Genomic DNA, 26,673 nt, shown 5'->3' with positions numbered 1-26,673 from the left:
CGTAACATATCCACGATTGCCTGCTCGGCACCTCGGACCAAGTCATCGTCCTTGGCTTTGCAAACCTGATGGGGGCTACCATTTATCCTCGCCGCTGGTGCTGCCGGGAATGTGCTCCCATTTCACTTCCTTGTAGGTGAACGACCACTCTTCCATGTTCTGATAGAAGTTGTTCTTTGGATCGATCGTCAGCGGCACGTAAGCCTTGCCCTCGACCAATGTCGCGTTCTTCCAGCTTATTTTGAAAAAGTTTTGCGGCTGTGGCATGCCACCAGGGTCGGTGCGGTAGAACTCGCAAACCACATCTTCGAGCACCTCGTTGGTGGCCAGCGCCTGCCACAGTAGTGGCGAGGCACGATCGAAGAACTTGGTGAAGAGCACCGGCTGGTGATTGCGAGCGCCCGTGGCGACGCCGCTCGTCGCGTCGCGCGGAAGGACAATGCGGCTGGTGAATGCGACAACGGTGATCTTGCCTTGCTTACCCGCATCACTCTTGGCGACCTGCCCGATGCTGTCTGGCTTGGAGGCATCCTTCGAGATGTCCCCCTGCTTCTTTCCCTTAATTGCCAAGTAGGCTTCAAGTGACACTTTCGCCTCCCGTCTTGTGACATACGCCGGCACGCACCGGCAGATGGACCTCGCAACATCCGTGCCAAGAGCCCTGGGCATCCGCTATCAAATAATCGCGAGCTCTCCCAATCTGAGAGCGCAGCGCGGACGTCCCGGCACCAATCGAGCGACGACATCGTCGCGATCGTGACAGCCCTGTCACGACGGAACCGGGCCGACCCGTTTCAACTGACAAGAGACATCAAGAAATGCCCGCGTGGCGACGTCGAGGACAGCCTGCCCCGTCACACGGTAACCCGTGTTATCGACAACGACATTGCCCTTCAGGGCGTAGACGAGCACCGCACAAGGATCGCGTTGTTCCTGCTCAACAGGGTGCGTAGATAATTTGAGGCGCAATTCTCGTCCATCACGAAGCCGTTGCGAGCGAATGCCATCGGCCGACGGCGGTGGTATGTTGATCGGCGCTGTCGGCAAGATGGTCGCGCGTGCCGTATTGGCGACTGCTTCCAATAGCGGGTCGATTTCGCGAGTCGCTGGATGCCAGACGTCATGAGGTGAGTAAATCACGAAGGTCCGCCGTCGTAGATTTCGATCGCGGCGCCAGATTGCGTTTTGAGGCGATGAAACAGGTGCGTGTCCGAGGTTACTCCACACCTCATATCCGGATTGTAGACGGCCCCGAGCACGACTGGCCGGTCAATGTCGCCGTTCAAGTAGCCGACCAGAACTTCCGTTCCTGGCACCAATGGACAATGCAAGCCAGTTTGATTCGGACCTACATAAGGTTCCAGCTTGCGCACGGAGCCGCTGCCAGCGCCTTTCTCCAATACGTCGGCGAACATAAACTGCAGCCGGTAGCGCCCCTGGTCATCAATCTCGGGCCGCCCGTTCCAAGCTTCTCCATCGACGGTGGCGATGTGAAGGCCAACGCCCTGAGGCACAGGCGTCATCGGAACCGGTCGATAAGTCACGTCCGAGCGGATGCAATGGACCATGTTCTGGTATGCGCGCCCATTCTGCGCGGATGCAGGGAATCCAGTCGGCGCCTGGCGATAGGCCGAGTGATCCGCGGCGATGACGAGATATTCACCATCGAAGCGAGAATGGCCCTCCAGTTCGAAGATGACACCAGCGCGCAACCCCGGCGCGTCGCTGTGGGCGATGTACATTGTCTGGCTGGCGTTGACCTGTTCGCCACGGATCCGGGCCTGGGCGGCCGCTTCGGCTTCGTTGGCAAAATGCCCGCCAAAGCGCGAGGCTTTGCCCAAGAAACCGCTGCCTTGCCCGACCTGCTGATCGATGGACACGACGCAAGGCACCGTTTCGTTATAATCGCGTAGCGCGATCGTCTTTGTCGAGAGAACCCGGCGCCGCCGGAACGACCGAACAGCGTTTTCTGCGACGGCTTGCGGTGCAGACCACGGCGCATAAAGAATCGCCGACTTCGCGCCGAACCTGATGCTGGGGAAGGCCAGATTTTTATCGCCGAAGATCAGGGTTTCACCGTTGTCTTCCTGCTTGAAGAAGTAGAAGATTCCGTTCTTTTCACATAGACGCGAAATGAACATCAAATCACTCTCGTTGTATTGCACGATGTAGTCTCGCTTCGGATAGCGATCGATGTTGTATTCGCGGGGAATGCCGATGCTCGCCTTGCTCAACTGTAGTTTGATGATGTCGTCGACGCCCACGGGTTGGGCAGGGCCATAAATGCGGCTCGCAACGGAGAGCTCGGTGACCGCAAAGCGCGGCCGCAGGACAAACTGGAGCACCCGCACGTCACTCACCGTAGGATCGAGTTCCTCGATTTGGGCGCACAGGCCGGAGGCAAGCCACCTTCCGCTTGCGGTTTTGAGGGACAGCTTGGCGCGCTCGCCTATCAAAGAGTCGGTATCGACATCGCTCGTCGTCGTGGCGTAAATCACGTAGCTGAACGGCAGGGAAATGCACTCGGTGCCCTCGAACCCTTGGACGTCGAGTTCAATGCTGGGATCGCTGCAAATATCCAAGTCAATAGTGGGATTGGAGTCGTGGGTCATCGGTGCATCACTCACGCAGCGGCAGTTCCGACACGCTTGTCACGAGCGAGGAATCGTTGAGGGGCTCGAAGCACTTCGTTCCTACTCGTTTTGCGGCGCCCGCAGCAGACGGGACGTTCGGCGCTAGACGAACTGCCGATAGGTCTGAGACGGTCGCCACGGTTTGGGCTCAAGCGAGCCATTCCGCCGGCAAGTTGGTAGGCGCGAATCCCGATGTCAGCTCCTCGCGCCGTCCACAAGGTATGTCGATCGGCTGGTGGCGCCAATCGCGAATGGATCATTCGCTCTCTCCAATGCGCCGATTACGAGAGGCGCGTCTTACGGTGCGCCTTCCCTTCGGCACGGATGGACACGCGAGTTGTGCATCCAAATTGCCTGCGGCGCTAGCATTGCTCGCCTCACCCGTTGTGTGCACTCAGGTACGGATACGTTGGGTCTCTTTCTCAAAACTTGCATGTGGATTTAAGGGAAAGAGAGAGAGTCCTTCACCTTGCGTTTTGCGTGTCAGCCAAGTGTCCCCGCTGCATCTCAACAGGCAACAGCCGTGCCAATGGCATCTCCTCATTTGAGTTACTGAATAGGCTCTGAAAAGGTTGCGGCTTGCCAAATAGGTGTTCTCAATCTGACAGCGGCGGTGCGATAGTCGGACATTGTTTGTGACCGAACAGACACTCCAGATTCACCTGTTCCGCTTTGTGACATCGCGCCAAAATTAAACGCGATCTCTCTTTTTAACCAAGCGTCTTGGAAAACGTGCGACGCACCTTGCACGCGTAAGTGGGGGAGCATTATGACCAGTCCGGGTGCGGCACTGAAGCTGGTGGCCTCTGTCTTCGAGGCGCTTTGGGATGCAAGGCCGCGACAATCCCGGAGCTATGAAGACGCGGACATTACGACCGGACAGCGGACCGAACTCCCGTCCATGCCGGACAAGAAAAAGAGATGCAGCGCGTGGGGCGTTGATGCGCCACCAGCTCTCGTCCATCAGGATTGCGCGGCAGCCGGTCGAATCGCTGTGCCCCGAAAGAATTACCTCGTCGAACGCAAGAACGGGTATCAAAAAGCTCGGATGGTCGAGGTGGTCAGATATCTCATGGTCATCGCAGCATATATGGCGCTGCCGAACGAGAAAGATTGGGCTGCAGGACGATTGATCGTAAAGGAGCGACGGCAAATTGCGCTTGTTTTCAATTTTGAGGCATGCGGCCCAACCGAACTCGCGTAGCGTCGCTCGTCGGATCGAGCGAGCATGCCTCGACGCTGCAATTACATCTTTTGCCGGAGGTTCGCGTGAGTGACAGCAGCACCGGCTCCAGTCAGTGGCCGCGCCCCTATCGGATGGATACGCAGCTTTATGACCATTTCTGGAACTGGCTGGAGGCGAAGCTTCCGCGCCGCCGCTCCCACGGTGCCGCGGTTGCTGCAGGCGATGTATACGACTTCCTTGCATGGATCCTCGAGACCAACAGACCCCCAATGGCCGACCGGATTGCGCAGTCGTCGCTGGACGCCGACGTGCAAGCCTACGCAGCTGACTATATAGGGCGCGATGTACCGTTGATGGGCGGGTTTCGTGACCGCCTGCTGAACTTGCGAGATATGCTTCGCGACCTGCAATTTGAGAACTGGGCTCGTGGAAAGAACTTGATGTTTCAGGCCTTTGAGGGAGCCAGGCCAGCGTCATCGGGCAGCAGTAGCAGCCATATCACCAATAGCGGTAGCACCCATACCGCAGACAGTAGCATCTCCAATCCGGGACCCGGCCCTTATGACGTGGACTTGCGCCTCTATGAGGCGTTTTGGAATTGGCTGACTGAGAAGCTCCCGAGCAGCCGCTCCCGCGGCGCCGATCATGCCGCAGACGATATGAGCGATTTCCTCAAGTGGATCCGCGAAACCAACAGACCCCCAATGGCTGATCGGATTGCGCTGCCGTCGCTGGATACGGACATACAAGCCTATGTACGCGACTATATAGGCCGCGACGCACCCACGATTGGCGGATTTCGTAACCGTCTGCTGAATTTGCGAGATATGCTTCGGGATTTCCACCGCGCCCAATTCGAGAACTGGGCACGTGCGAGGGGGGCGATGTTTCAGGGCTTCGAAATTGGCGGGCCATCGTCAGCACCATTGGCACCCACAATGCCTTCGGATGGACCGATGCTTGCAGCCGGCGCAGAGGCTAACTCGGTGCGGCGTGACTTCGGAGCTTATGTCCTCCCCGGTTGGAGCGGCGGCGTTGCCCCGGACCCGCTGATCGCCGAATTGCGAGAAAGCGGCCTCCTTCCAGGATCGTTGCGGCCACAAAGTGTGCTGATCAACGGTATGCGCTATGCTGCGGTATTGCGGCCAGGCCGGGCACCCGTGACCCCAAATAATCCGCAAGGCGAAAATTTTGTTCTCACGCCTGGATACCCCGAATTGGGGCTGCCGCCTCACCCTCGAGTTGACCCGATCAACCAAATCGGGCCATTGCTCGATATCGGAGAGAGTGTCGGGCGTGATTGGATCCACGGCCCGCGCGTCGCCGACCGCTCCCTGATCAGCGTATTGAGCGAGTTCGGACTTCTGCCGACCCATCGGGTCCCAATGACGCTGTTCCACATCCACCGCGAGCGATACACAGCCGAATCAGGACCGGACGGCCGCATCCTTGTCATCCATCGACCCCAAGCCGGCTAAGGGAACCGCGCTTGGGCTGCGACCAGAGGCATCAGCTAACCGCACCATCGATAGAACCAGCGCGGGCGGGCAAGACGCTGGACGAACTCACCGACAGTATCGATCCGGTCGCGGCGGTTGAGGGCAAGGCCCGAAGCGAGCACCCGCCACTGCGCTGGCGAAATAGTCTGCGGCGGCGCCGGTGTGAGATTTGCGTTAAATGCCTCGTCGGCTGGCCGCTGGGCATACGGGTGGCTGCCGGTCAGGGTCAGATAGGCGACCACCGCGAGAGAATAGACATCGTCGCTTTCCGCCCGTGACTTACCCATCAGGATCTCTGGCGATGCATAAGCCGGCGTCAATAGTCTAATGTCGTCGAGCAGCGCGGTGGCCCTGTCGCCTTGCGGCGGAAGGTCAAGCATGAGGACTGTCCCAAAGTCCACAATTTTGATCTCGCCGGTCGAGGTCACGAAGATGTTTCCCGGTTTGAGGTCACCATGGACGATCCCTAGACTGTGCATGTGAACGAGGCCCTGCCCGGCGGCGCGTACGATCTGAAGGGACACGGAGGGCGAAAGCGGCCGTCCCTGACGATCCGCCAGGATCTGCGCCAGCGAGCGGCCCTTTAAGAACTCCATGACCAGGTAATGGTACTTGCCATCGTAGTCGGAATCGTAGATCCGCACCAAATTCCGGTGTACGCAATCGCGCAAAAGACGCGCCTCGCGGTGCAATAACTCGACTAATTTCTGGCGCATCTTCGCATGTGGTTGGATGACCTTCACTGCGACTTCTGGATTTTGTTCACGTGCCCACAGGCCGATCCGATCAATCGCTCGATAGACGGTGCTGGTGCCGCCCCCGCTAATAATCTCTGCCAGGTCGAAGCGGCCGCCGAGCACGTATCCCAAGGGAGCCTCACTCACAGCACAATCTCAAGTAGGCATTCGAGGATCGCATTCATGTCGCTGGTCGCATGTCGCGCAAAAGCGCAAGGAAGGCCCCTGCCCGTCGGAACGTCGATCGCCAATAATCCGTTGAGCTCATGATGAGGTGTTGCCGTTACGATCTGATTGCGGCCTGGGACGGCCTACCAGCGTTGCGGCCGACCCCACCGCTCGCGCCAAGGTGCCGTCAGCGGCATGTGCCCTCTTCCTCCCGAAAAGCCAAGAAGAGCTCTCACGGCGCTCCTATCATAGGTGATCCGGACATCGGAACGAACGAAGGACGCCCGAGCTGAACGGATTGCTTACACTTTCTGCCCGCAGTTCATAGGTCACGTCGGGTCGGTCAGGTTGACCGATCGTAATCGTGAAACGGTCGGGAGCGCCACGCGAGGTGGAACGCGAAGCATCGATAAGACGGAACAGAGCCCAAGGGCCTGAGCGCTCAATCCTCTCCTCGGTTCCGTCCAGGGAAACAAGGGCGACGGAAGCCATGCTTGCGTCGGTTCGACTCGGCCATTCAAGGTCGTAGGCACGGGGCGCCTCGTGACGATAGACGATCTCCTTGCCATCCATGACAAACGTCGCGCGCAGAAGTTTAGAGGCGAGATAGGCCGGTTTGATGCTGAACTTCACGGCCGGAGCGGAACCCGCGCCGTTGAAAAAGGACCTGCGAATTTCTCGCGCGCGTTGAAATTGAGTCAGGGCATCGGCATGGATCGGCGCCGTCCTACCGTCGATGGTTGCCAGTTTAATGCCGGTTCTGCCCTCGATGACGAATGGCGACAGGTACTTCTGAAAAAAATCATCGAGGATGCCGCCGGGACGAAAGAGATCGCTGAAGTCCTTTAAAGTTACGTCCTCGGTCGCGGTCGCAAACAATGGATAACGCTGGTAGATGCCCGCTTGGCAGATCGGCGCCACCTCCCGTGTCCAAACGGCATTGACATGACCGTGCGCCTGTCGAAGCAAGACGCTCCATGTCGAGAGCGCGATGTCGTTCATGATGGTACGGACCAGTTCGGGCCGTAGCGCCGAGTCAGCGCGCAAGGCGCCAAAGGCATCGTTGCTCGGATCCCTGACGCGTCGCTGAAAGAGCTGAAATGCAGCCTGGCCGGGATCGGGCGCGGTCGCGATATTGGCCATCGTTGCATACAGGCCGCCGAAAAGATCGCGGATGTGATCCATGCTGGCCGCCTGTCCGGAGGCTCCGCCTATGCCCAGTTGAACCACAGGCCGGAAGGCTTCGGTGATCCGTGTTCCCGGCCAGGGGGCGTCGCCGAATGCCGCCGAGAATACGGCGGCCGCTGTCTCCCCGGCCTTGACCGCGGTCTGCTCTCCGGGCGGCGGCAGGTTCGTATTGTCGCGTACGAGGGAAATGATCTGCTGCAGTGCGCTTTCCGGGCCGGCCAGCCCGCGCAGGATCGCCGAGGCACGCTGCATATCGTCGAATTTGATGACGCGGACGCTGCTCAGTGCGCTTGTCCAAATGCGAATGTAATCGGCAACATAGCGATCGACGACCTTGCGCACGACCTGTTGTGTGTCCGCCACATCGAACGAGCTGCCAGCAAGCACCCAGTCGCCGCTTTGCTCGTCCTGGACAATGAGCGGAAGGTGCGGCAGCAGGAAATTGATCAAACCATCCCGTGTGAAGATGCCTGGAATGATCGCAGTGCCGCCAGACGAAGGGAGATCCTGCCGACCAATGGTGGGGAAAACAGCCTGGGGCTTTATCTCCAGCTGGCCGGCTCCCAGCAGACTAACGAGGTCGATTGGCCGGAGCTGCGTGTTCTCAGCGGCTTCGCGCAAAAGCCGGGCGTAGACCTGCTCGACGAGAGGACGTTCCATCAGCCGCAAGCCTACCGCAATCACGAACTTCCGGTCGCTCGTGATGGGTCTCGGCAGCAACTCAATAAGACGTGAAAAATGCTCCTGTAGTTCGCCAGCTGATGTCGTCTCGAGCGCAAACGTAAGCGCCACTTCACTGCGCATAGCCTGTTCCATTTTGTCGCGATCGAAATGCCTAGGATCGCCCAGCATCAAATAGATGCGGAACATTTCCTTGGCCTGGTCCAGCAGAGTATCGTTGCCCGACTGCAATACCGTATTAATCCGAACGGCAAGCCTTCCAGCAAAAACCGGCAGCAGGCGGTCGACCAGAATCTGGTCATAGGTTCGTTGCGCAGCCGGCGCGAGCACCGGGGTCGCCGAAATCCCGAGGCCACCGAGCCATGCAACCCAAGTGTTCTCGCCGGCCGCCAGACCCAGCCGGCGCGCGGCGTTGAGGGTCGGCAGGAGCCTAGTCAGATCCAGCGGCTCGCGTGGTTCGTTCAGGCGCGCTTGCACTGTCTGTGCGGCCATTTTGGTTTCAGCGATGCGTGCTTCGCTGCGAGCGAAGGCGCCGTACCACTGCGTCAGCGCGGTTACCGCCAGTATGACTGCCACGAAATAGCCACCACAGTGCACCATCGCGAGCTTGCGTTCGAGTTTGAGATTGCGGCCGACCAGTCCCTGCTCAGCGAAGATCACGTCGGTCAGCAACTTCTTGATGAAGAATGTTTTTCCCGGCCCGATGGACGGCGTGGGTGAGCTTGCGTGCAGACCGAAATTCCTCCTGATCGCACCACTCAGCCTCTCGATCGGCACTCCTTCCTGGGCAGCGCTAGTCAAGTAGACCCCGCGCAGCATCGGTTGCACTTCGAATCGGCTCGGCCGGAAGACCTCGCTAACGAAGGCGCCGACCGCGGTCCCGATGCTCCACAATTCTTTCGGGAACATATACATCATTGCTCGACGGTCATGATTACGTTCGTCATGCATGCGGAACGCCAAGTTGCCCTCGAGCCGTTCGGCAAGTTGCTGAATCTCGAGGGCTACGGCGCCGTCGATCTGATCGCCTGGTCCCTCGAGAGGAAAGGTCCTGCCCCAGACCTGGGCACGACCGTCATGGTCGAGATCGTGGAAATACTCAGTGAAGCCAACTACCAGATCGCATTTGGTTACCAGAACATAGACCGGAATACGCATACTAAAGGTCTTGGCGAGCTCCTGTATCCGCGAACGAATCGACTGGACGAGCCTGCGCCGGTTGTCATCGCCCGATAAGAGATCGCGCAGGCTGATCGCAACCAAGATTCCGTTGATCGGTCGCCGGCGCCGATGCACGGTAAGAAGATCGAGAAAGCCATGCCAGGCCGCGCGATCGACCTCGGCATCCGTATCCTGTGTCGTATAACGGCTTGCTGTGTCGATAAACACCGCCTCTTCGGTAAACCACCAGTCGCAGTTTCGCGTGCCGCCGACACCGGCCACCGGATCGACGCCTAGCCGTTCGGCCAACGGAAACTCGAGCCCCGAGTTGCGCAGGATCGTTGTCTTTCCGGCCCCCGATGGTCCAATGATGATGTACCAGGGCAACTCGAACAGATAGCTCGGTCCGCGCTTGCCGGCGAACGCCGTATCGCGCAGGACCTTCAGCGCGTCCTCGAAGCGTCCACGGATGAGATCGATCTCCTCGTCGCCACGATTTTTGGAGGCCGTGACGAGGCCCTCGCTCACCATCAATGACTTGATAACACGTCGGTTAGCACGGCGCGCCAGCCCGTAACGGACAAGGATGGTGACGACGACCGTCAGGGAGAGGCAGCCGATTGTGGCCGCGCGAGCCGTCATCGAAACCAGCGGATGCTGATCGAACCGGTCAAGGTGGGGGCCGCCGAACCAGATCAACGCGTCGACCAGCAACAAGGTGGCCAGCGTGATGATGCCTCGAACCGAAAAGAGGGCCGCGAATCGACCGCCAAACACCTGCACCTCCCTTTTAGCGTGGTCCAGACTGGCCCATCATGACGAGCAGTTGCTCAACGGGCGCGAGTTCGTCCGATAGGCGCCAATGAAAGACACCGTAGCCGATCAGCCCAATGACGGCCGCAGCGGTGAAGATGATCCATAACGGCACGTAGCGACGCATCCGTGTACGTACTTTGGCGCCGCGCCATCGGATCGATAGTTCGGCCGGTCGTTCGCTCGTATAATCCCGCAACAGACGCCGAACGTCGGAACGCAGGTCTTCAAGCCGCTCGCGGCCTCCTTCCAGCACGCGATATTTGCCCTCAAACCCAATCAACAAGCAGATGTTGATGAGCTTGAGCAAGGCGAGGTATTTGGCCGGCTTTGCCTGCACGCGTTCGAGTATCTGGAAAACCCTCTCGCCACCCCACGTCTCGTTATGGAACTGGTTAAGCAGGCTGTTGTCGCTCCAGGCGCTCTCACTGCCCCAGCGCGTGGTCATCACCGCTTCGTCCAGCAACGCGCATATCACGTAACGGGCGGCTGTGACATCACTGCCGCTCGCCTGATCTTTGGCCGCACGCACCTCGAAGCGATGGATTTCCTCGACCATCTCACGTCGCAGCACTCTGATATCGGCGTTGTTGACGACGCGAAGCTGCGCGACGACCAAAAGGATCGGCGTCGCGGCCGCGACCAAGGCGTCCTCCATTGCCTTTGGCTCGAACGGGCTTTGCATGACCATCTCGGCATGGTTCGCTGCCCACACCTCGTCGGATTCAGATACAGGCGACGGCAGAGCGCCCGCTGGGAAGGCGATCTTCGGCGCAACGCACGCGGAGGATTGCCCGACTTGAGTGTTACGGGTCGGACCGACTGGCCTGCGACCGATGACTGTCGGTTCATCCATGTGGTTCGGGCTCGTCACGTATGTTGCCCACGGATGGCCCAGAACTCGAGATGGAGATCCGAGTAGTCACCGCTGACGTGGAACGCAAAGGCCGCCGAGCGCGGCAGGATCCGCCACAGCTCCACCGACCGGTCCAGCTCGAAATAGACGGCATTCTGAATGTAGGGCAACTCGCGCGGCGCCACGGCGAGCGCGTGAATCGGAACACCCGGGAGCTGAAGATTGACGAGATCGCGAATTTGCTCGACCGAGCCCACCTTCGTCTGCGCCGGAAGCTGGGTCCGCAACGTCTCGCCCGGTACGCTTGCCACGGCGATGAGAACGAACCGAGAGTCCTGGAACAAGGTGCGGTCGGTGATCAGGCTAATTCGAATGCCGTAGTCTCGGTCCTGCAACGGAAGCGATATTGCGGCGCTCTCGATCACAACAGCCAGCAGCCCACGCAGAATATGAGCCAACGGAGTGAAGCAGCTTTCGAGGTCCTCATGCCGATAGGCAGGCACCTCTTGCGACTTCCGTCGATCGCCAACGAAGCTCGATAGCTGTCCGGTAAGGCTCAGCAATTCTCGGAAGAGGGTTTCGGGATGATGCCCACGTGTTGCTGCGAAGTGGTCGAACACGGCTTCTGCGCCATTCACGATCGATAAAGTGACAAGATCAATCAGTCCGGCTCCGCCCGCCGTCGTGCGCGAAGGATCCGCGCGCGCAGCAAGCGCCTCTGCGCGTGTCCGCAGCAGCGATCTGACCTCGTTCAGCAGCGCGATCAGCGACTTGGCTGCGTGGATGTCGATGGCAGGCGGAACGTAGGTGTCGGATAACGCAATCGCGCGAGCCGGATCGATGTCACGGATGCGACAGATAGGCAGCGCGATCAGATCACCCTGTTCCTCGCCGTCAAAGATGAGATGTGTTGATAGCGACGCAACCTTGATATCGACCGGAGCCTTTTCAGGCGAGGTCGCATTGCGGATCTGCAAGACCTCCTCATCGTGGCGGCGCGTTACTGTATCCCCGGAAGAGACGTCGCCGCCGGCCTGCCGGCGCGTACCCACAGCGATCTTGACCAGCAGATTTTTCGCAGCCGGTGGAGGGATTCGTCCGGTCGGAAGGCAGACATGCTCCGGCGCATGAAGGGCCGTGCCGTCGGGCATAATGGCTTCAAGTTCGGTAAGTGCAACTTGGCCAAGCGCCAGAAGATCACGATCAAAGGCAATTTTTCGAATGCCCCAGCCGTAGCCGAGCAGACCAGCAACGCGGTTCTCGACTAGTTGTTCGACCCAGCGGTCATGTTGCTGAAAGTGCTGCGGCCGCACCAACATGCCTTCGGACCAGATCGGTTTGCTTGTCGCAGACACCAGTTCAGTCGCCTCTTCGCTGACTTTCCAAAAGGTGCATGTGCCCCCGGCGGCTGCTAGTGGTCACGACGGACCGGTCATAGGATTTTCCACCAGTTTCGGCTGGCTTCGTGCTCAATGCTCACAGCTTGAGCAGTCAATTTTACCGAGATTCTGTTGTCACGATCGGGCTTGATTTCGGCAGCTGAGCGCCACTGGGCATCGTTGCCCGCGCGGAAGCCTGCGATCACGCCGATATTTCGGGTCTCGATCGGCGTATCGCGCTCGAAGTCCATCTTATCGCCAGGCGCCAGCTCGACTTCGCGCTTGGCCACCAGATCCGGCCCAAGTCGTTTGGTATCGTCGTCGAACAGCTCGAAAAACTGCGCGTGAGTGAAGGTGGTCATCGACTTCAGTTCATAAATGCGGACGACGACCGGCGACGGCTTGCCGCGCGCGTTCGGATTGACGAATTCATCGGCCTCGATCACGAACTTTATCGGCGTCGTCTTAGCGGTCTTGTCGGTCGAACAATTGGTGGCTGCAACGGCCAACAGCAACGCACCGCCAACCTGGGACAACCGATGGGCTGTATTCGGCGGCGCCATTAGGCCGTCTTCCCTTCAATGCGGCCAGATTCTGAGCGTTGCGTTTCGTAGCTTCGAGCAAACTCTTCTGCGACATAGGAGCGAGCGGTTCGATCAATGTCATTGACCATCGATGCGTGTAGTTCCACAAATCTGTCCCACAACTCGGCCTTATTGATGCGAGCGCCGAAAAGCCCGCTGATTGCACCGTCGCTCTCGATACGCTGGGGGCTCATGTGCGTGAGCACATTGCTGACCGCGCCTCTCATTGCTGCCATTGCCGCGACCTCATGGGCCTTGATGTCGTCGAAGCCTGCGCGCACCGACCGCGAGAGCAACCGGAATCCGTCATCCTTTGCGAGCGCCTCGCGGAGGACGTGACGGCTGTTGCTGAACTGTACTGCGTTGTCATTCCCGGCGCGTGTCTGCGTCGGCCTGATTTGGCATTCACTCTTGAGCATAGCCCACGCCGCCAGTATCGAATGCAGCCCGTTCGTCATCTCGGCGACCGCATGGCCGAGTTCGGCAAAAAACTCTCGACGCTGTGCTTGCGGCACAAGATCCGGATTGAAACCGAGCGCATCCCAGAACGCCTGCAATTCGTCTATGTCGGAAGGAGGGCTCGCAGGCAACGGCGGAGCACCGCTCCTTGTCGCGCTTCTTGTCTCAGGAGCGCCGACCACGCGCGGCGCAGCGGTTTCCTTCAGTCTCAGCAGCAGCCGATCGAGCTCCCGCTCATCGGGCGGCGGCGTCCTTGATCCGGAATTCGGCAATTTCGCGAAGTGGTTCGTCGAAGAAAAGGCGGTCGGCTTAGGCGCGATCCGAAGCGCTTCGTTCGACTCATTGAGGCGCGCTTTTGTTCGCTGCAGTGACACCGACGGCGTGCAGCACGAGACCGGCCCCGGCAATAGATCGCCAAGATCGAGATCCTCAGGGATGATTGGCGCAGGATGGCCATTCGGCAGTACACTCCTGCCATTGGTGGGGGCAGAGGGCAGCGGTCGGGATGGCTTGACAAATGGTGCGTCGATCGATGACAACAGAATTGATCCGACGTTTCCCGATTGCGCTTGCGACGATGGCCTCTGGGTCGTGGTAGCGCTCGACGGTTGCCGAGGAAGATCCGCCAGTGTCGGATCCACAGCCTCGATGTCGTTGCTGAGCGGCTTGTCTCCAGGCAAGGATGGCGGATAAGGTGCCTGCGGCTCGCATTGTGCCGCTGAATAGAAGATCTGGCGCGGGCCGATCACTCTTGAGGGTTCGGGCGGAAGATGCGCATCGCTTACCGACGGTCCGGCAGTCGGAACGGCTGCAGTTGCGGACTTTTCGGTGAATGCAGGAGACGGCAACGTCGGCGTTGTACGGTCGACACGCACCGCTTTCGCCGCCGTCAGGCTTAGCCATCGACGTTCCTCGACAGGATCGTCCTCGATCATGACCGAGAGGATGTAATGCGCCAAGTATAGCGTATCGCCATCAGCTAGCGGCGTGGTATTGCCGCGTCCCAGCGGAGCGTCCACCGTGTTGATGTAGACACCATTCGTGCTTGTATCGGTGATCGTGAAACCGATGCCATTGAATGCGATCAACGCGTGGTGTCCTGACAGCGTGTTGGTTGGATCTGGAAGCCGCCAGTAGCTACCGCGCCCGCGACCGATGGAGCCCCCTTCCGGTCCAAACGCCTGCCTTGCGTTGCGGCCCAAGGGCTCGGCGTTCTTCCCGACGACTCCGAGTGTGAGATGCATCCTGCACCTTCAGGCTTGCTCGCCAGTACACGTGGTCATCCGAGAGCCCCATCGGAATTGCCGTGGCCTCAGCATTGCTTTCTACCGACCAGCATTGTTGCTGGACCGATCGATTGTCTCATGCGCCGGTTGCGCAAGGCGAAATGGAAGGTCTCTTCGTGCGCTCAGCTGCATCGGACGCCGCGCGCGGCTTTCTCTCTCAGAAACAAGGCATGCGAACGCAAGCAAAGAAGCGCGGTAGTTTTACGCATCTCCGTGCACTCCCGCCAATTAATGTTGCCAGATTACGGTAGCAACGGTCGTGCCAATGGCACTTCCAATCTAAGCCACTGGCTGGACATAAGAATCTTTGGTCCGGCGAATGACGCCGCTGTTCTCAAACTGACAGAGGCTCGTGTAGCCGTCAGACACCGGACAAGGTGCCCCCTCAGGCAACTTTTTTGACTACAACCGGCCCAATGTCATCTCACTATCCTTGACCAAACGGACAGCGGCAGCTTGTCGAGCCAATGTGGCGTCGACTTGGGACCCCGGAGATGCGTCGCCGCTTGCGGCAGGCAGTGTATTCGACGACACAGCAGTGCTTGCGTCTTGAAACGAGCGGGCAGAAGTCCGTATATGCCCCGGCAAATTATTGCGGACGCGATGTCGCACCGAATTCTGCCCGGAGCTCGCATATTGGAGTGTCGCTAATCGGATACGAGAGCAGGAGGAGGTGTCTTCGCTCGGCGTTCGCAGTCGGAAGGTCTTGCGGTCCAGAGGGGGGTTCACAGCCAGTCGCGATTCTTGACGAAAAGGTCGACAAACAAGAGACTATAGAAGTAGATCACACCACGCGCTGGGTAAGACGGATCATTGTAGCACAACATGTCTTCTATCAGACCAGTCAGCACTATTATGTGCCCGTCCCATGGTGTTTCGTTCCCGGAGATTGACGACAAACGCAGCGCAGCCCATATTGGCCCTCGTGCGATCAACGTTTCTGCAATAAATTCACGCGTAAATCCGTCATCTGGCTGCTTGAGCCTCTCTAATCCTTCGGTGCGCGCCAACCAGTCAAACTGGTAGCCGTTGATGCCTACGTCGGCCTGCCAAACGGAAGGTAGACCCAGCCGAGGCCCTGGGCGAAAGTAGTACGACAGCATACAGGCGCAAGCATACCAACAATTCTGGTTTCCATGCGGTCGTACATTTCCGGCATAGTCTCGTCGCATGTTTAATTGGCCGTCATAGCCATGTTGTTGACCGACAAGCGGGACATCCAGCTTTACGTTTAGCACCCTACACTCCCCCAAATTTACCAGCGAGCTGGGCAAATAGCGTGCCGAACGGCGTTAGCGCCAACCGCCGGTGGCCACGCCTACTCACATACTTGGCGCGAACGAGATGGTTCTCATGGGCCCGGCGGGCGCGCATCGGCTCGTAGCTCGGATCGATGCGCAACATGATCTTCGCGACCTCACGCCGGTCCGCGCTCTCTGCATCCGCATCCAAGGGGCGCGTGCAGGTGACGGCGTGCTAGCGGTCGTAAGGAGTCAGCAGTCGACTCGATGCACTGGCATAGCAGTCTCTCAGTCATGGAAGCCATTGGACCGCAGCCAGCACGCGATGGCAACGTCTAACCAGATTGACTCCGACTCCAGCCCGTGATCCGTGACGCGCGATGATGGTCCAGCATCCCGTCATCGCGAGTGATCTTCACCCGAACAACTCCAAAACGATCACAATAGAATAAGGCTTCCGATTCCATTGGGCGGGTCGATCCATGTCGTCCAACCTAACTCTCCTTCGCCCAGAGTCCATTGCGGTGTCTGCCCAAGCGCTAATTCTAGCTGGAGATCCCATGCCCAGGGTTCGCGCAGAATAACTCTAACGAGACGGCAAAGGATGGCATGGGTCTCGCAACCGGGCAGCAGTGACCGAAACTGCTGCTGGTTGAGCGGGCCGAGGCAAAGCCGAAATTTTCCTACCATGTCCGGCATGGTTTCACCGGCAAGGGTATCAACGCCAAGCTCAAGACCAGATAGGCCAAGGCGCCACTGCGCCTGCCGTGGAATGTCGATCTCGCGCCAGATGAATTCCTCGACCCGGGCTGAAATGTTGAGATGGCTGGAAATCACACCGGCCACAAGCTTGGCGGACCGGCTGCATAAGGCAAGGACGCCGGCATGCGGCAGCAGCCGCGCCCGCCATTCCCGTTCCCTAGCTGTGTCTTCCCCGGGCACGAGCCCAAAGAGCGTGCCAATCAGCACCGAGATCGGGTCGGTTGCGCCCTCCTCGAACCGCAAATGGTGACGGTAGTACCGCCAGATCCGCAGCAGCAGGCTGATCAGACGGTGATTGAAGAAATCAAAGAAATCACCGAGCAATCCCATGCCGTCTGCATGCATGACCCGTTCGGTGTAGAAGGGCGGTAGCGGCGAGGAGGGACCATGCAGCCCGAGGAAGTTGACGTTGACCTCCACGCGCTCGCCGGCGGCATTGGCCTGTCTGATTCCCGCGATCTCTTCGGCAGGAAAGCCAAGCGTTGGCGGCGCACGGAAGCGCACCGCCTCCTGCGCGGGATCGTCGGTGGATCCGATTGGGGGAGCGTCGCTGAAGCGCCGCTCGAGATGCGCAACGAGCGAAAAGAATCCGAATGCCGAAAGCTCATCGCGTTCGTCGGGCGTAGTCAGAGTGCCGTCATTGATCCGCTTCTCGCTGGCCATAGGTAGTGTGCGTTGCTTTCCGTGCCACGAACCGAAAACCGGTGCAGCATATTGATGCCGGCAAACGTCGCGAAGAAGGCGTCGAGTACCGCTCCCAACAGGAACAATTCGCTCTCGCCCCCGATCTTGCTGTCGATCACGGCCAGTTCGATATTTCGCATTCGGATCGGAGCGCCGCGCACCACGTGATCGGTGTCCGTGCTCACAAACTGATCGAGGCCTTCGAGCAACAATTCCAGGCGACGACGCGCCTGAACGTCGTAGACTGCACGAAACTCGTAGCTGGCAAGCACAGTCCGCAACGCATCGACGTTAGCCATCGCTCCGTAGTTGCGCGCCAGATTGGTCATCAGACGGCGCAGCAAGCCATCGCTGACCGGTGGCGGCACTTCTGCAACCACCGCCGTGATGTTCGAGAAGGTTACCGAGCGAGGTGTATCAGAGGTCGGCAGATCCACGCTACCGATGGGTAACCGGTCAGCAATGGGTCCGTTGGAGCAGGTCAATTGCAGGGATACGACGTCGATTGGCGGATGTTGGCCGATGTCGAGCCGGTCAACGAAGCTCACGTAGTGATCGACGCCCCGGCCGACAACCGCCGGCCGGATACGCTCGCGAAAGTAGGCGCGGTTGCGCTCGGCGCCCGGCAGATCGTGGCGCAACAGGTCGAATGGCTCGAACTCGATGCGTTCGGGACGGCCTTGGACATAGCCGGTCACACCATCGACGGACCGGATAGCGAAGTTTGGCCCTCCCGAGGCAAGTATGCGGTATTCGGTCTTGGTCCGATTCAGCCGAATTGGCGAGGCCTCATGGCTGAAGACATTGATTGCCGGCGTGCAGTTCAAGCAAATCTGGCCTTTGCCGACACGCAACTGGGCAGGGAACGGGCGCCGAAACTCGAAGGTGAGCCTGCACTCAGTCTCCGTGTGGCCTGCAAGCGGCTCAAGACCAGATAATTCTACGTAGAGAAATTTCGACGGATAGCTCAGATACTCCTGGATGATCCGGAACCCTGAGAAGGCGTTGTGCGGCCAGGGCAAAACCGCCTCGTCATCGCTAAAGCCGACAGGCGCGATCTGTGCTGAGCCGATTGCGGCGACCTGTCGATCGGCCACGGTCACAGTTCCCTGCGAGGCGTGACGGCACAGCCATGCCAATAGGCAGCGTCCCACTTGCGGCTCTCGTTCGGTCGAGAAGAAAAGACGGAGCCGACCCTTTTTTAGACATGACAGGTTTTGCTGGCCGGTTGCTTTGATACCCAAGGTAAGGCGAGCCGAACTCGTCCGGTTCTCGAGCTGGACATCAATCATCTCAAGCGGCAGCACGTCAATTGAGTAGCAGGTGACGAAGGTGCAGTTCGTTCCTTCAATCGGCCGCGAACGCACGTTCGTGCCGGCCGCCACGTTCAGGCTCGCAGCGCTCGCCGATGATTTCAAAGCAAAAGATAGGGTCGTGATCGGCGGCAGGGCTTGAAGATATTGCGGCCACACCATCCGCAACAGGCCGTGGACGAATTCGGGAAATTCGTCATCGAGCTTTTGGCGAAGCCGCGCGACAAGGAAGGCGAAGCCTTCGAGCAACCGCTCGACGTCGGGATCGGTTGCATCCCGCCCGAGAAAGGGCGCAAGCTTCGGATTGGCCAACGCGAAGTCAGCGCCTAGCTCGCGCAAATAGGAGAGTTCGTCCTCGTAATAGGGATTAAGGGCCACCGCCGCCTCAGCCCCTTATCCGAACGTGCTTGTCGCAGATCGCATCGAAGGAAATTGGCTCCATCTGGTCGTCATAATCGAGCGTCGCGTTGACGTGAAAGCTCAGCTGCAGCGGGTTGTCGGGATCGGCATGAAAGCGGATCGACACATTCTTCAAGCGGGGCTCAAATGTCTCGATCTGCTGCTTGAGCGAACGGGCGAGCGCGCGTACTGCGTCGGCTCCCTGCCCGACCGCCTCGTTAAGGTCGGGCATGCCGAGGTCCGGCCGTGTTTCGCAGCAGCCCTGGCGCGAGTTCAGAACCCGACGCAGGTTTCCCAGAACGCTTGCCCGGAAACGGTCGAACGACACCCGGTGGGGCGCGGCTCCGTCCTCCAAGCGCTCCATAAGGCTGCGGTCGAACATCGCCTACCACCATTATTTCTTGTCGAGCTTACCCTTGAGCGTCAAAGCAAAGTCTGCGCCCATGTACTTCAAATGTGGAACGACGGCGATGCCGACGCGATACCAGCCCGGTTCACCTTCGACGTCCTCGACGATGATCTCCGCCTTTCGCAAAGGCCGCCGCGAGCGCACCTCTGCCGACGGATTCTCTTGATCGGCGACATACTGATGGATCCAGTTGTTCAGCTCGCCTTGCAGCTCTTGCCGGCTCTTCCAGGAGCCGATGTTCTCGCGTTGCAGCACTTTGATGTAGTGGGCAAAACGATTGATGATGAACATATAGGGCAGCTGGCTGCCGAGCTTGTAGTTGAGCTCGGCCGCCTTACCTTCCTGGCTGTTCCCGAAATATTTCGGTTTCTGCACGGAATTGGCCGAGAAGAAAGCGGCATTGTCAGCTCCCTTGCGCATGGTCAGCGCGATGAAGCCCTGCTCAGCTAGTTCGAACTCGCGCCGGTCCGAGATGAGCACCTCAGTTGGCACCTTGGTCTGCAATTGTCCCATTGCCTCATAGGTATGCAGATTGAGATCCTCAACCGCGCCGCCAGACTGGGGGCCGATGATGTTCGGGCACCAGCGATACTTGGCGAAGCTTTCGGCTAAGCGCGCCGCAAAGGCAAAGGCAGCGTTGCCCCAGAGGTAGTTGTCGGTTTCGCCGTCTGAGGCCTCCTGGTAATTAAAGTCCTTCACGGGAACCGTCTCTGGACCATAGGGCAAGCGCAGCAGGAAGCGCGGCAGCGTCAGGCCGAAATAACGAGCGTCCTCGCTTTCGCGGAACGAGTTCCACTTGGCATATTTTGGTCCTTCGAACACCGATTGCAGGTCCTTCAGACCCGCGATCTCTTCGTAACGTTCGACGCCGAACATGTCCGGTGCAGCAGAAGCTATGACTGGTGCATGCGACATGGCGGCCACTGCGCTCATGTACCGCATCAGCTTAACATCCTGGCTGCCACTGCCAAACTCGTAGGCCGATATCATGGCCGCGACGGGCTGGCCGCCGAACTGGCCATATTCTGCGGTGTAGACGTGCTTGTACAGGCCCGACTTGACGATCTCCGGGCTGTCCTCGAAGTCGGTGAGCAATTCGTCCTTGCTGACGCTAAGGATTTCTATCTTGATGTTCTGACGGAAATCGGTGCGGTCGACCATGAACTTAAGCCCGCGCCAAGCCGACTCGAGCCGTTGGAACTGGTCTGTGTGCAGCACGTCGTCGAGCTGAGCCGAGATTTTGCGATCGATCTCCGCGATCATCTGATCGACGAGCGTATTATTGACCTGCTCGTCGGCCCGGTTCGGTTTGATGAGTTCGGCGACGAAAGCTGCGACGCCCCGGCGGGCGAGGTCGTAACCCTCGTCGCGCGGGGTCATCCTGGTTTCGACGAGGACCTGATCCAGCAACGAAAGGTCAGTGGTCGGGGTGGCGACTTCGGCCGGCTGCTGCGCACTTGTGTCGGTCATAGCGCTCGCCCCTCAAGGAATCTCGCGGATCCGCTCACTCGCTCTTGCCGGTGAGCTCGCTCAGGAGCCGCGGCCGCGCGCCGTGGTCTTCGAGCAGATTCTGGATGGCCTTGCGGAAACCCGGTACGTTGCCGAGCGGGCTCTTCAGAGCGATCAGGGCCGCGCGTAGTTCGGTCAAAGCGCGCAGTTCGGGGATTTGCTGCACGATACGCTCGGGTTCGAAGTCCTTGAGGCTCTGAAACTGCAGTGACACCGACAGCTTGCCAGCCTCAGGCTGATCGTCGAGCTTATTCTCGGCGGAGATATGAAGAGTCAGTTCCTGGCTTTTGACAACCTCGTTAAAATTGTCCTTGTCGATATTGACGAGCTCGCGCTGTTCAATCGGTCGGTCATCGGCCTGTCCGGTGAAGTCGCCAAGAACCAGCAATTTGAGCGGCAGCTCGACATCCTCCTTGAGGTTGCCGGTTGCCGGCCTGAAGCGGATATTGATGCGCTCCTTTGGAGCGACCGAGCTTTCCTGTGCCATATCAGCTCCTGTTTAAAACTCTGCCGTGATAAAGTCAGCTAGCGGCCAAGCTGGCTCTCCCGTGCGATATCGATGCCAGCGACTCTCTTTCGGATTTGCTCGAGCACGGCGCAACGGCGCGCCTCGTCAATCAATTGCTGAGAGTCGGAATGGGTCATCGCGCGAAAGCGCAATTCGGCGACGTCGAGCGCAAGCCGAGGCTCCCAGCGTTCGAGATTGCGCTCGGCGATCACCTCTTCCATGTGCTCGAGCAGCGGGGCGGCGGTCGTCACGAAGCCGGTTTCGATGCAGAAACGTGCTTGCGCAAGCTGGCCGACGAACCGCGCTCGTTCTCCGCTCGCGCCATCCAGCGCACGTGACAGCTTCTCGAGGGCAGCCTGAGGCTGCCCATCGCCAATCAGCTTATGTGCCTCAACAACCGCGTCGTCCCCAGGATGACGGCCCGGCGACACGTCCGCACCACCGACGGCGGCCCAGGCGCGCGTTTCCTCATCCGCGAACGCCCGTCCATCATTGAACTGAAACGTCAAGATCCGCGGATAGCGTGTGACCAGCAGGGCTAGGCTTGCGCGCACTGCCGCGGCCGCCGGCTCAAAGAGCGGCCCCATTTGCTCCAATGCTTTCGCGGCATGCCGGTGAACGTCGAGCCAGAACGGTGACATCCAGACGATCTCTTCGGCCAAATTCAAGACATCGGCGTGCTGACCGGCCGCTATTTTGGTTTCCAACGCTGCGATATTGTCCGCAGGCGCAAATATCGTTGTGCGGCCGCCCGTATCCGGCGGCAGGGCGTCAAAGCGCATCCAGGAGCCGACACGATTGAGCAGATAGACCGTCGGGTCTGTGGGGGACGTGACGCGCCGGGCGGCCGAAGCTAGGCGCAGCATATCAGGCAAGTGGTCGATCAAGCCGGCCCAGTCGCCATCGGCGCCAGCCGGTCGTGCCACCTCCGTTATTGCCGGTTGAGCGACCTCAACCGGCGAAGCGGATACCGCCGGGGCGACGCCGGCCTGCTCGACAGCTCGGGCCCCCTCCGCCGCACGTTCCGTGGGCACGGCGCTTGCGCGCTTGGCTTCTTCGTAGTGCGGCCGCAGAGCCCTCAACAACTCGCCCAGAGAGGCTTGCTCATTGACCAGCTTGTCGCGCAGCTGGCGATCGAGATCGTCAAGCGCCTCATAGGCGGCGAGCACTGCCGGATACTCAGTTTCGATCGGCACGTTCTCGGCCACCTCCGGCCCAACGCGACCAACGAGCCAATCGATCGCTCCGACCCGCGCCCGTTCCCGCTTGATCGGCGGAAAGAGCCCCTCCCAATGCGCATCCACCATGCCGCGCAAAACGCCTAGGCCGACCGCAAGGCCCTGGTATCCTCCGGTCCGGAACAGACCATAGGTGGCCCAACAGACAACCAAAAGGTCCTTTGACTGGTTCGACAGGATATGGAGCGACAGCGTGCTGACTTTGCTCCAATCAACCGCAGTCGGTCCGTCGGCGTCAATGCGCCGGACCTCGGTTTCGAGCTGTTCAAATTCGGCCGCACCACGGGCATTGATGCCGGCGGGCACGGAGCCCGGCACAGGCGCGGCACCGTGCTGCGCACGCGCATCGATGTCGTCTCGAACCGCCGCCCAGTGATCAATCACCGTGACAAAACCATACGCGAACACGCATTGCGACGGATCGTGGAAAGTCAACGTCGTACCCGCCGCATACAATGAGCCGAGAGGCGACACCCTTGTAAGCCATCACTACCGTCCTCGCGCAAGCGCTGCTGGATGATGTCCGCCTTCATCTCTTTCAAGCCTTATGCCAATTGCAAAGGCTTGATTAGCAGAAACGTTCTCAATCGGAGGCGTCATGGTCCCGACAGCATGTTGCAAACTTGACATTAGAGGCATTGGTGATGGACGGCTCGGTCATTGGCCTGACGGGCCTTAGGCTCGGGCAAGCTGCGGCACGCAAGTCCCCCCTCGCGAAAACTTTGAAAGAAAATGAGACAGTTTCAGCGCGGTACGTCGAGGTTTTGTCGTTGAAACGACTTCTGAGGTGGGCGACTTCAAGGCGCACTTCCGGCTAGAGATGCAGGAGTATTCGGTGATGGCCCAGGCGCGGTCTCGCCTATATCGGAGCGAATGATGAGCGATGGTGAAGCTGGGACGTCAAGTGCCTCCCGATGCAGTGTCAATAGAACTGAGGGAATGGACGAACCTGCTGCTGAAGCGGGTTCTTCGTCCGCCGAAGCTCACCGAGACTTGAGCTCGGTTCCGGAGCGGATGTGTTCTGAACCACAGGATTTAGGGGCCTCCTCAGTTAGCGTGGATCGTGGTGCGCCAAGCCGCGAAGGAGATGAGCCACGCTCCTGCAATGAGCCCCGGTCAGGTCATCAATCAGAGCTTGGGCAGTCCAGCTCAGGCATCAGACCTGGTGCTGACACCGACCACGATGTCGGCGAGCCTTCCACAGCAGTGGTGAAAACAACGGTGACCCGCCGCAGGCCACGATGCAACACCCATCCCGACGATAAGCAACGCCTCAATGAAATCCTCAGCGATTTCAAGAGATCTGCAAGGGCCGGCCAGCCTGCCGAGCGTCGACCCAAGCCGCGATCCGCCGATGCCATGGCGAGCTCCATTCGCGGCTTTTCTTGTTGGCTCTACGAAGAGAATAAGCCGGGGATTGTTGTTCGGCCTCACGACCGTTCGCTGGATGAAGATGCCGAGCTTTACAGATCAAGGGGTGGCAGAAGAATAATCACCCCCGGGCTGGCTCATCTCCGGAACTTCATGTTGGGCACCAGTGCGCTTGAATTATCGCGCCGACGGCTAGCCGCCTATCCTGAGGATGAGACTCTCATCCAAAAGGCAGTCGACGCGGCCAAAGCGGACATTGTGAACGGAACTCCATGGCAGGGTTTCGGAACGCCGCGCGATATTAACAAGGTCGCTAGCTGTCTTCGTGGGTTCAGTGAGTGGCTAAAGACACATGCGAAAAGCGCGATAGCAGGCCGACTCAACGACCCATCGCTGCAGGAAGATCGTAAGACGTACACGCGCGTTAAAAATCGCCAATCGCGGCACGGCGACTTGAATCTGCTTTCGATGTACAATCTGTTGGAGCCGCTGCTGCGGGCGGCTCCCGCGGCGGCCGCGATGCGCGATGAGGGCTTGGAGCTGCGGACGCACCTGGCGCTGTTGGAACAGGAGATGGAAGTCGATGGGCCAACGGAAATCTCGGAAGGTGATCCGCAGCTCAACTCATTCCAGGAATCGCTAGAACAACTGCTCGTCGTGCCAAGTACGCCATTGGAACTACCAACGTCGCCAGTTGATTGGACTGAGCGCACGAACGAGCGTGCTCTTGAAGCGAGTTCTTCGGCCGTCGAGGCTCACCGAGCGAGCAGCTCTGCCCCCGAGCAGATGCGCTCTGAACCGCGGGATTTGGGTGCGTCTTCAGTTGGCGCGGATCATGGTGCGCCAAGCCGCGAAAGACATGACTCGCGTTCCGGTAACGAGCCCTGGTCGGGTCATCAATCACCGCTTTGGCCGTCCGTGCCCAACCCAGGTGCAGGACCTGCCGTTGACAGCGATCATGACGTCCGCGAGCCTTCAACTGCGGTGGTGAGAACAGCGGTGACCCGCCGCAGGCCCCAATGCAGCATCCATCCCGGCGACAGGGAACGCCTCAATGAAATCCTCAACGATTTCAAGCGCTCTGCGAGAGCGGTCCAGCCTGCCGCGCGTCGACTCAAGCCGCGATCCGCCATGGTCATTGCGAGCTCCATTCGCGGCTTTTCTTGTTGGCTCTACGAAGAGAATAAGCCGGGGATTGTTGTTCGGCCTCACGACCGTTCGCTGGATGAAGATGCCCAGCTTTACATATCAAGTGGGGGTGGCAGAAGAATAATCACCGCCGGGCTGGCTCATCTCCGGAACTTCATGTTGGGCACCAGTTCGCTTAAATTATCGCGCTCACGGCTGGCCGCCTATCCTGACGATGAGACTCTCATCCAAAAGGCCGTCGATGCGGCCAGAGCGGACCTTGTGAACGGAACTCCATGGCAGGGTTTCGGAACGCCGCGCGATATTACCAAGGCCGCTAGCTATCTTCGTGGGTTCAGTGAGTGGCTCAAGACACATGCGAAAAGCGCGATAGCAGGCCGCCTCGGCGACCCATTGCTGCAGGAAGATCGTAAGACGTACAGGCGCGTCAAAAATAGCCAATCGCGGCGCGGCAACTTAAATCTGCTTTCGACGTACAACTCGCGACGCAAGCCTCCTGCGTCAGCTATCAGTGACAGCGACTTAGATCTGTTGGAGCTGCTTGAGCAGGAGATGGAAGTCGAGGGGCCACCGTCAACCGCAGGGGACATCGCCCCGCAGCATACCTTGCTGCAGACGGCTCCCGCGGCGGCCGCCATGCGCGATGACGGCTTGGCGCTGCGGACGTACCTGGCGCTGTTGGAAGAGCAGATGGAGGTCGATGGGCCAACGGAGATCTGGGAAGGTGATCCGCAGCTCAACTCATTCCAGGCGTCGCTCGAACAACTGCTCTTCGTGCCAAGTACGCCGTTGGAACCACCAACGTCGCCTCTGCAGAACGGAAGTTCGAATTTTGATACGGCCTTACGCGGCGAAGCGCGCAACTATTCTGAGAACAGCCGGGCTTCCTGGGAGTTGGGACGACCGCAACACTCATCTCATCCGGTAGTCGCGATATCGGCTTGGGCGCCGGCGCATGATTTCGGACAGGTCGTCCCCTTTGGGCTTCACTCACGGCCCCCAACCTGCCCCCGACATCCTGATTGGCGCGCTGAATAGAAGAGGCATGCTGCCGCAGTCATTTTACCAGCCGACAAATCTGATTATTCACGGTCAGTCCTATATGGCGGTGTTGGGGCCAGGGATGAGGGAAGTGACCTCCAACAATCCGTCCAGCTTGAACATCATTCTGCGGCCCCGGTTTAAAGGAGGCTAAAGTCCGCGGCCGGAGGCTGGGCGCGCGGTTCTTCCATCCCACCACCTGCGGTAGGTACCCACGCTGGGTCCACATCAGCACGATGTTCTTGATGGGTTTGCAGGCACGCATCCACCGCTCAGACGAACCGGCAGCGCGGAGAGGTTCGTTTTAAGTCCGTCGCTCTCTGTCGACTGGTCGTAAGCGGCAAAGAGACCTTTCAATTACCCATAATTTTTGCCTCGATCGCAGCTCCCAATTCGATGTCGGTCAGCCGCGATAGTCC

The 26,673-nt window shown here is 59.3% G+C and carries 19 protein-coding genes; 3 read left to right on the top strand and 16 right to left on the bottom strand.

The features are described from left to right. Positions 1-75 precede the first annotated feature (75 nt). The 3 genes from ACVWZM_RS22745 to ACVWZM_RS22735 form a co-directional block, all read right to left on the bottom strand. On the bottom strand, positions 76-588 hold the full coding sequence (locus tag ACVWZM_RS22745) for an Hcp family type VI secretion system effector (RefSeq protein ID WP_456854928.1): 513 nt from the start codon (positions 586-588) through the stop codon (positions 76-78). 180 nt (positions 589-768) lie between these two features. After that, positions 769-1,140 (bottom strand): hypothetical protein, encoded by a 372-nt coding sequence (locus ACVWZM_RS22740; RefSeq protein ID WP_456854926.1) that lies wholly within the window; start codon positions 1,138-1,140, stop codon positions 769-771. Continuing rightward, positions 1,137-2,612, bottom strand: a complete 1,476-nt coding sequence (locus ACVWZM_RS22735; RefSeq protein ID WP_456854925.1) for a type VI secretion system Vgr family protein — start codon at positions 2,610-2,612, stop codon at positions 1,137-1,139. The genes ACVWZM_RS22740 and ACVWZM_RS22735 overlap by 4 nt, the downstream gene beginning before the upstream one ends. A 790-nt stretch (positions 2,613-3,402) precedes the next feature. On the opposite strand from ACVWZM_RS22735, the gene ACVWZM_RS22730 reads away from it, so the two are divergent. Beyond that, complete coding sequence (locus ACVWZM_RS22730) at positions 3,403-3,837, top strand: hypothetical protein (RefSeq protein WP_456854924.1); 435 nt, start codon at positions 3,403-3,405, stop codon at positions 3,835-3,837. A gap of 65 nt (positions 3,838-3,902) precedes the next feature. Beyond that, positions 3,903-5,297: a hypothetical protein gene (locus ACVWZM_RS22725; RefSeq protein ID WP_456854923.1), complete on the top strand. Its 1,395-nt coding sequence runs from the start codon at positions 3,903-3,905 to the stop codon at positions 5,295-5,297. Between the two features lie 35 nt (positions 5,298-5,332). On the opposite strand, the gene ACVWZM_RS22720 is transcribed toward ACVWZM_RS22725, so the two are convergent. The 13 genes from ACVWZM_RS22720 to tssA form a co-directional block, all read right to left on the bottom strand. After that, positions 5,333-6,178, bottom strand: a complete 846-nt coding sequence (locus ACVWZM_RS22720; RefSeq protein ID WP_456856749.1) for a serine/threonine-protein kinase — start codon at positions 6,176-6,178, stop codon at positions 5,333-5,335. Between the two features lie 291 nt (positions 6,179-6,469). Continuing rightward, positions 6,470-10,030, bottom strand: a complete 3,561-nt coding sequence (gene tssM / locus ACVWZM_RS22715; RefSeq protein ID WP_456854921.1) for a type VI secretion system membrane subunit TssM — start codon at positions 10,028-10,030, stop codon at positions 6,470-6,472. Positions 10,031-10,043: 13 nt separating this feature from the next. Beyond that, positions 10,044-10,922 carry a type IVB secretion system protein IcmH/DotU gene (icmH, locus tag ACVWZM_RS22710; RefSeq protein WP_456854919.1) on the bottom strand — a complete coding sequence of 293 codons (879 nt, stop codon included), beginning with the start codon at positions 10,920-10,922 and terminating at the stop codon, positions 10,044-10,046. A gap of 14 nt (positions 10,923-10,936) precedes the next feature. Next, entirely contained in the window at positions 10,937-12,277 is a 1,341-nt protein-coding gene (tssK, locus tag ACVWZM_RS22705; protein ID WP_456854917.1) for a type VI secretion system baseplate subunit TssK, read from the bottom strand. Positions 12,278-12,354: 77 nt separating this feature from the next. Continuing rightward, positions 12,355-12,864, bottom strand: a complete 510-nt coding sequence (gene tssJ, locus ACVWZM_RS22700; RefSeq protein ID WP_456854915.1) for a type VI secretion system lipoprotein TssJ — start codon at positions 12,862-12,864, stop codon at positions 12,355-12,357. Then, complete coding sequence (locus ACVWZM_RS22695) at positions 12,864-14,588, bottom strand: type VI secretion system-associated FHA domain protein (protein WP_456854913.1); 1,725 nt, start codon at positions 14,586-14,588, stop codon at positions 12,864-12,866. Before ACVWZM_RS22695 ends, tssJ begins: the two co-directional genes overlap by 1 nt. 767 nt (positions 14,589-15,355) lie before the next feature. Further along, entirely contained in the window at positions 15,356-15,868 is a 513-nt protein-coding gene (locus ACVWZM_RS22690) for a papain-like cysteine protease family protein (RefSeq protein ID WP_456854911.1), read from the bottom strand. A gap of 441 nt (positions 15,869-16,309) precedes the next feature. Then, positions 16,310-17,296 carry a type VI secretion system baseplate subunit TssG gene (gene tssG / locus ACVWZM_RS22685; protein ID WP_456854909.1) on the bottom strand — a complete coding sequence of 329 codons (987 nt, stop codon included), beginning with the start codon at positions 17,294-17,296 and terminating at the stop codon, positions 16,310-16,312. Continuing rightward, a complete protein-coding gene (tssF, locus tag ACVWZM_RS22680; protein ID WP_456854907.1) occupies positions 17,260-19,008 on the bottom strand; it encodes a type VI secretion system baseplate subunit TssF in 1,749 nt (582 codons plus the stop codon). Before tssF ends, tssG begins: the two co-directional genes overlap by 37 nt. Positions 19,009-19,015: 7 nt before the next feature. Continuing rightward, entirely contained in the window at positions 19,016-19,411 is a 396-nt protein-coding gene (gene tssE / locus ACVWZM_RS22675; protein ID WP_456854905.1) for a type VI secretion system baseplate subunit TssE, read from the bottom strand. A 12-nt stretch (positions 19,412-19,423) separates the two neighbouring features. Next, positions 19,424-20,908: a type VI secretion system contractile sheath large subunit gene (gene tssC, locus ACVWZM_RS22670; protein ID WP_456854903.1), complete on the bottom strand. Its 1,485-nt coding sequence runs from the start codon at positions 20,906-20,908 to the stop codon at positions 19,424-19,426. 34 nt (positions 20,909-20,942) lie between these two features. Then, positions 20,943-21,434 (bottom strand): type VI secretion system contractile sheath small subunit, encoded by a 492-nt coding sequence (gene tssB / locus ACVWZM_RS22665; RefSeq protein WP_456854901.1) that lies wholly within the window; start codon positions 21,432-21,434, stop codon positions 20,943-20,945. A gap of 38 nt (positions 21,435-21,472) precedes the next feature. Further along, positions 21,473-23,128: a type VI secretion system protein TssA gene (gene tssA / locus ACVWZM_RS22660; protein ID WP_456854899.1), complete on the bottom strand. Its 1,656-nt coding sequence runs from the start codon at positions 23,126-23,128 to the stop codon at positions 21,473-21,475. A gap of 786 nt (positions 23,129-23,914) precedes the next feature. Here tssA and ACVWZM_RS22655 point away from each other — a divergent pair. Continuing rightward, positions 23,915-26,251 carry a hypothetical protein gene (locus tag ACVWZM_RS22655; RefSeq protein WP_456854898.1) on the top strand — a complete coding sequence of 779 codons (2,337 nt, stop codon included), beginning with the start codon at positions 23,915-23,917 and terminating at the stop codon, positions 26,249-26,251. The last annotated feature ends 422 nt before the right edge of the window (positions 26,252-26,673 follow it).

It is taken from the genome of Bradyrhizobium sp. USDA 4501, assembly GCF_054062115.1.
The sequence above is the reverse complement of the archived record's forward strand: the minus strand, read 5'-3'. Positions and strand labels throughout refer to the sequence as shown.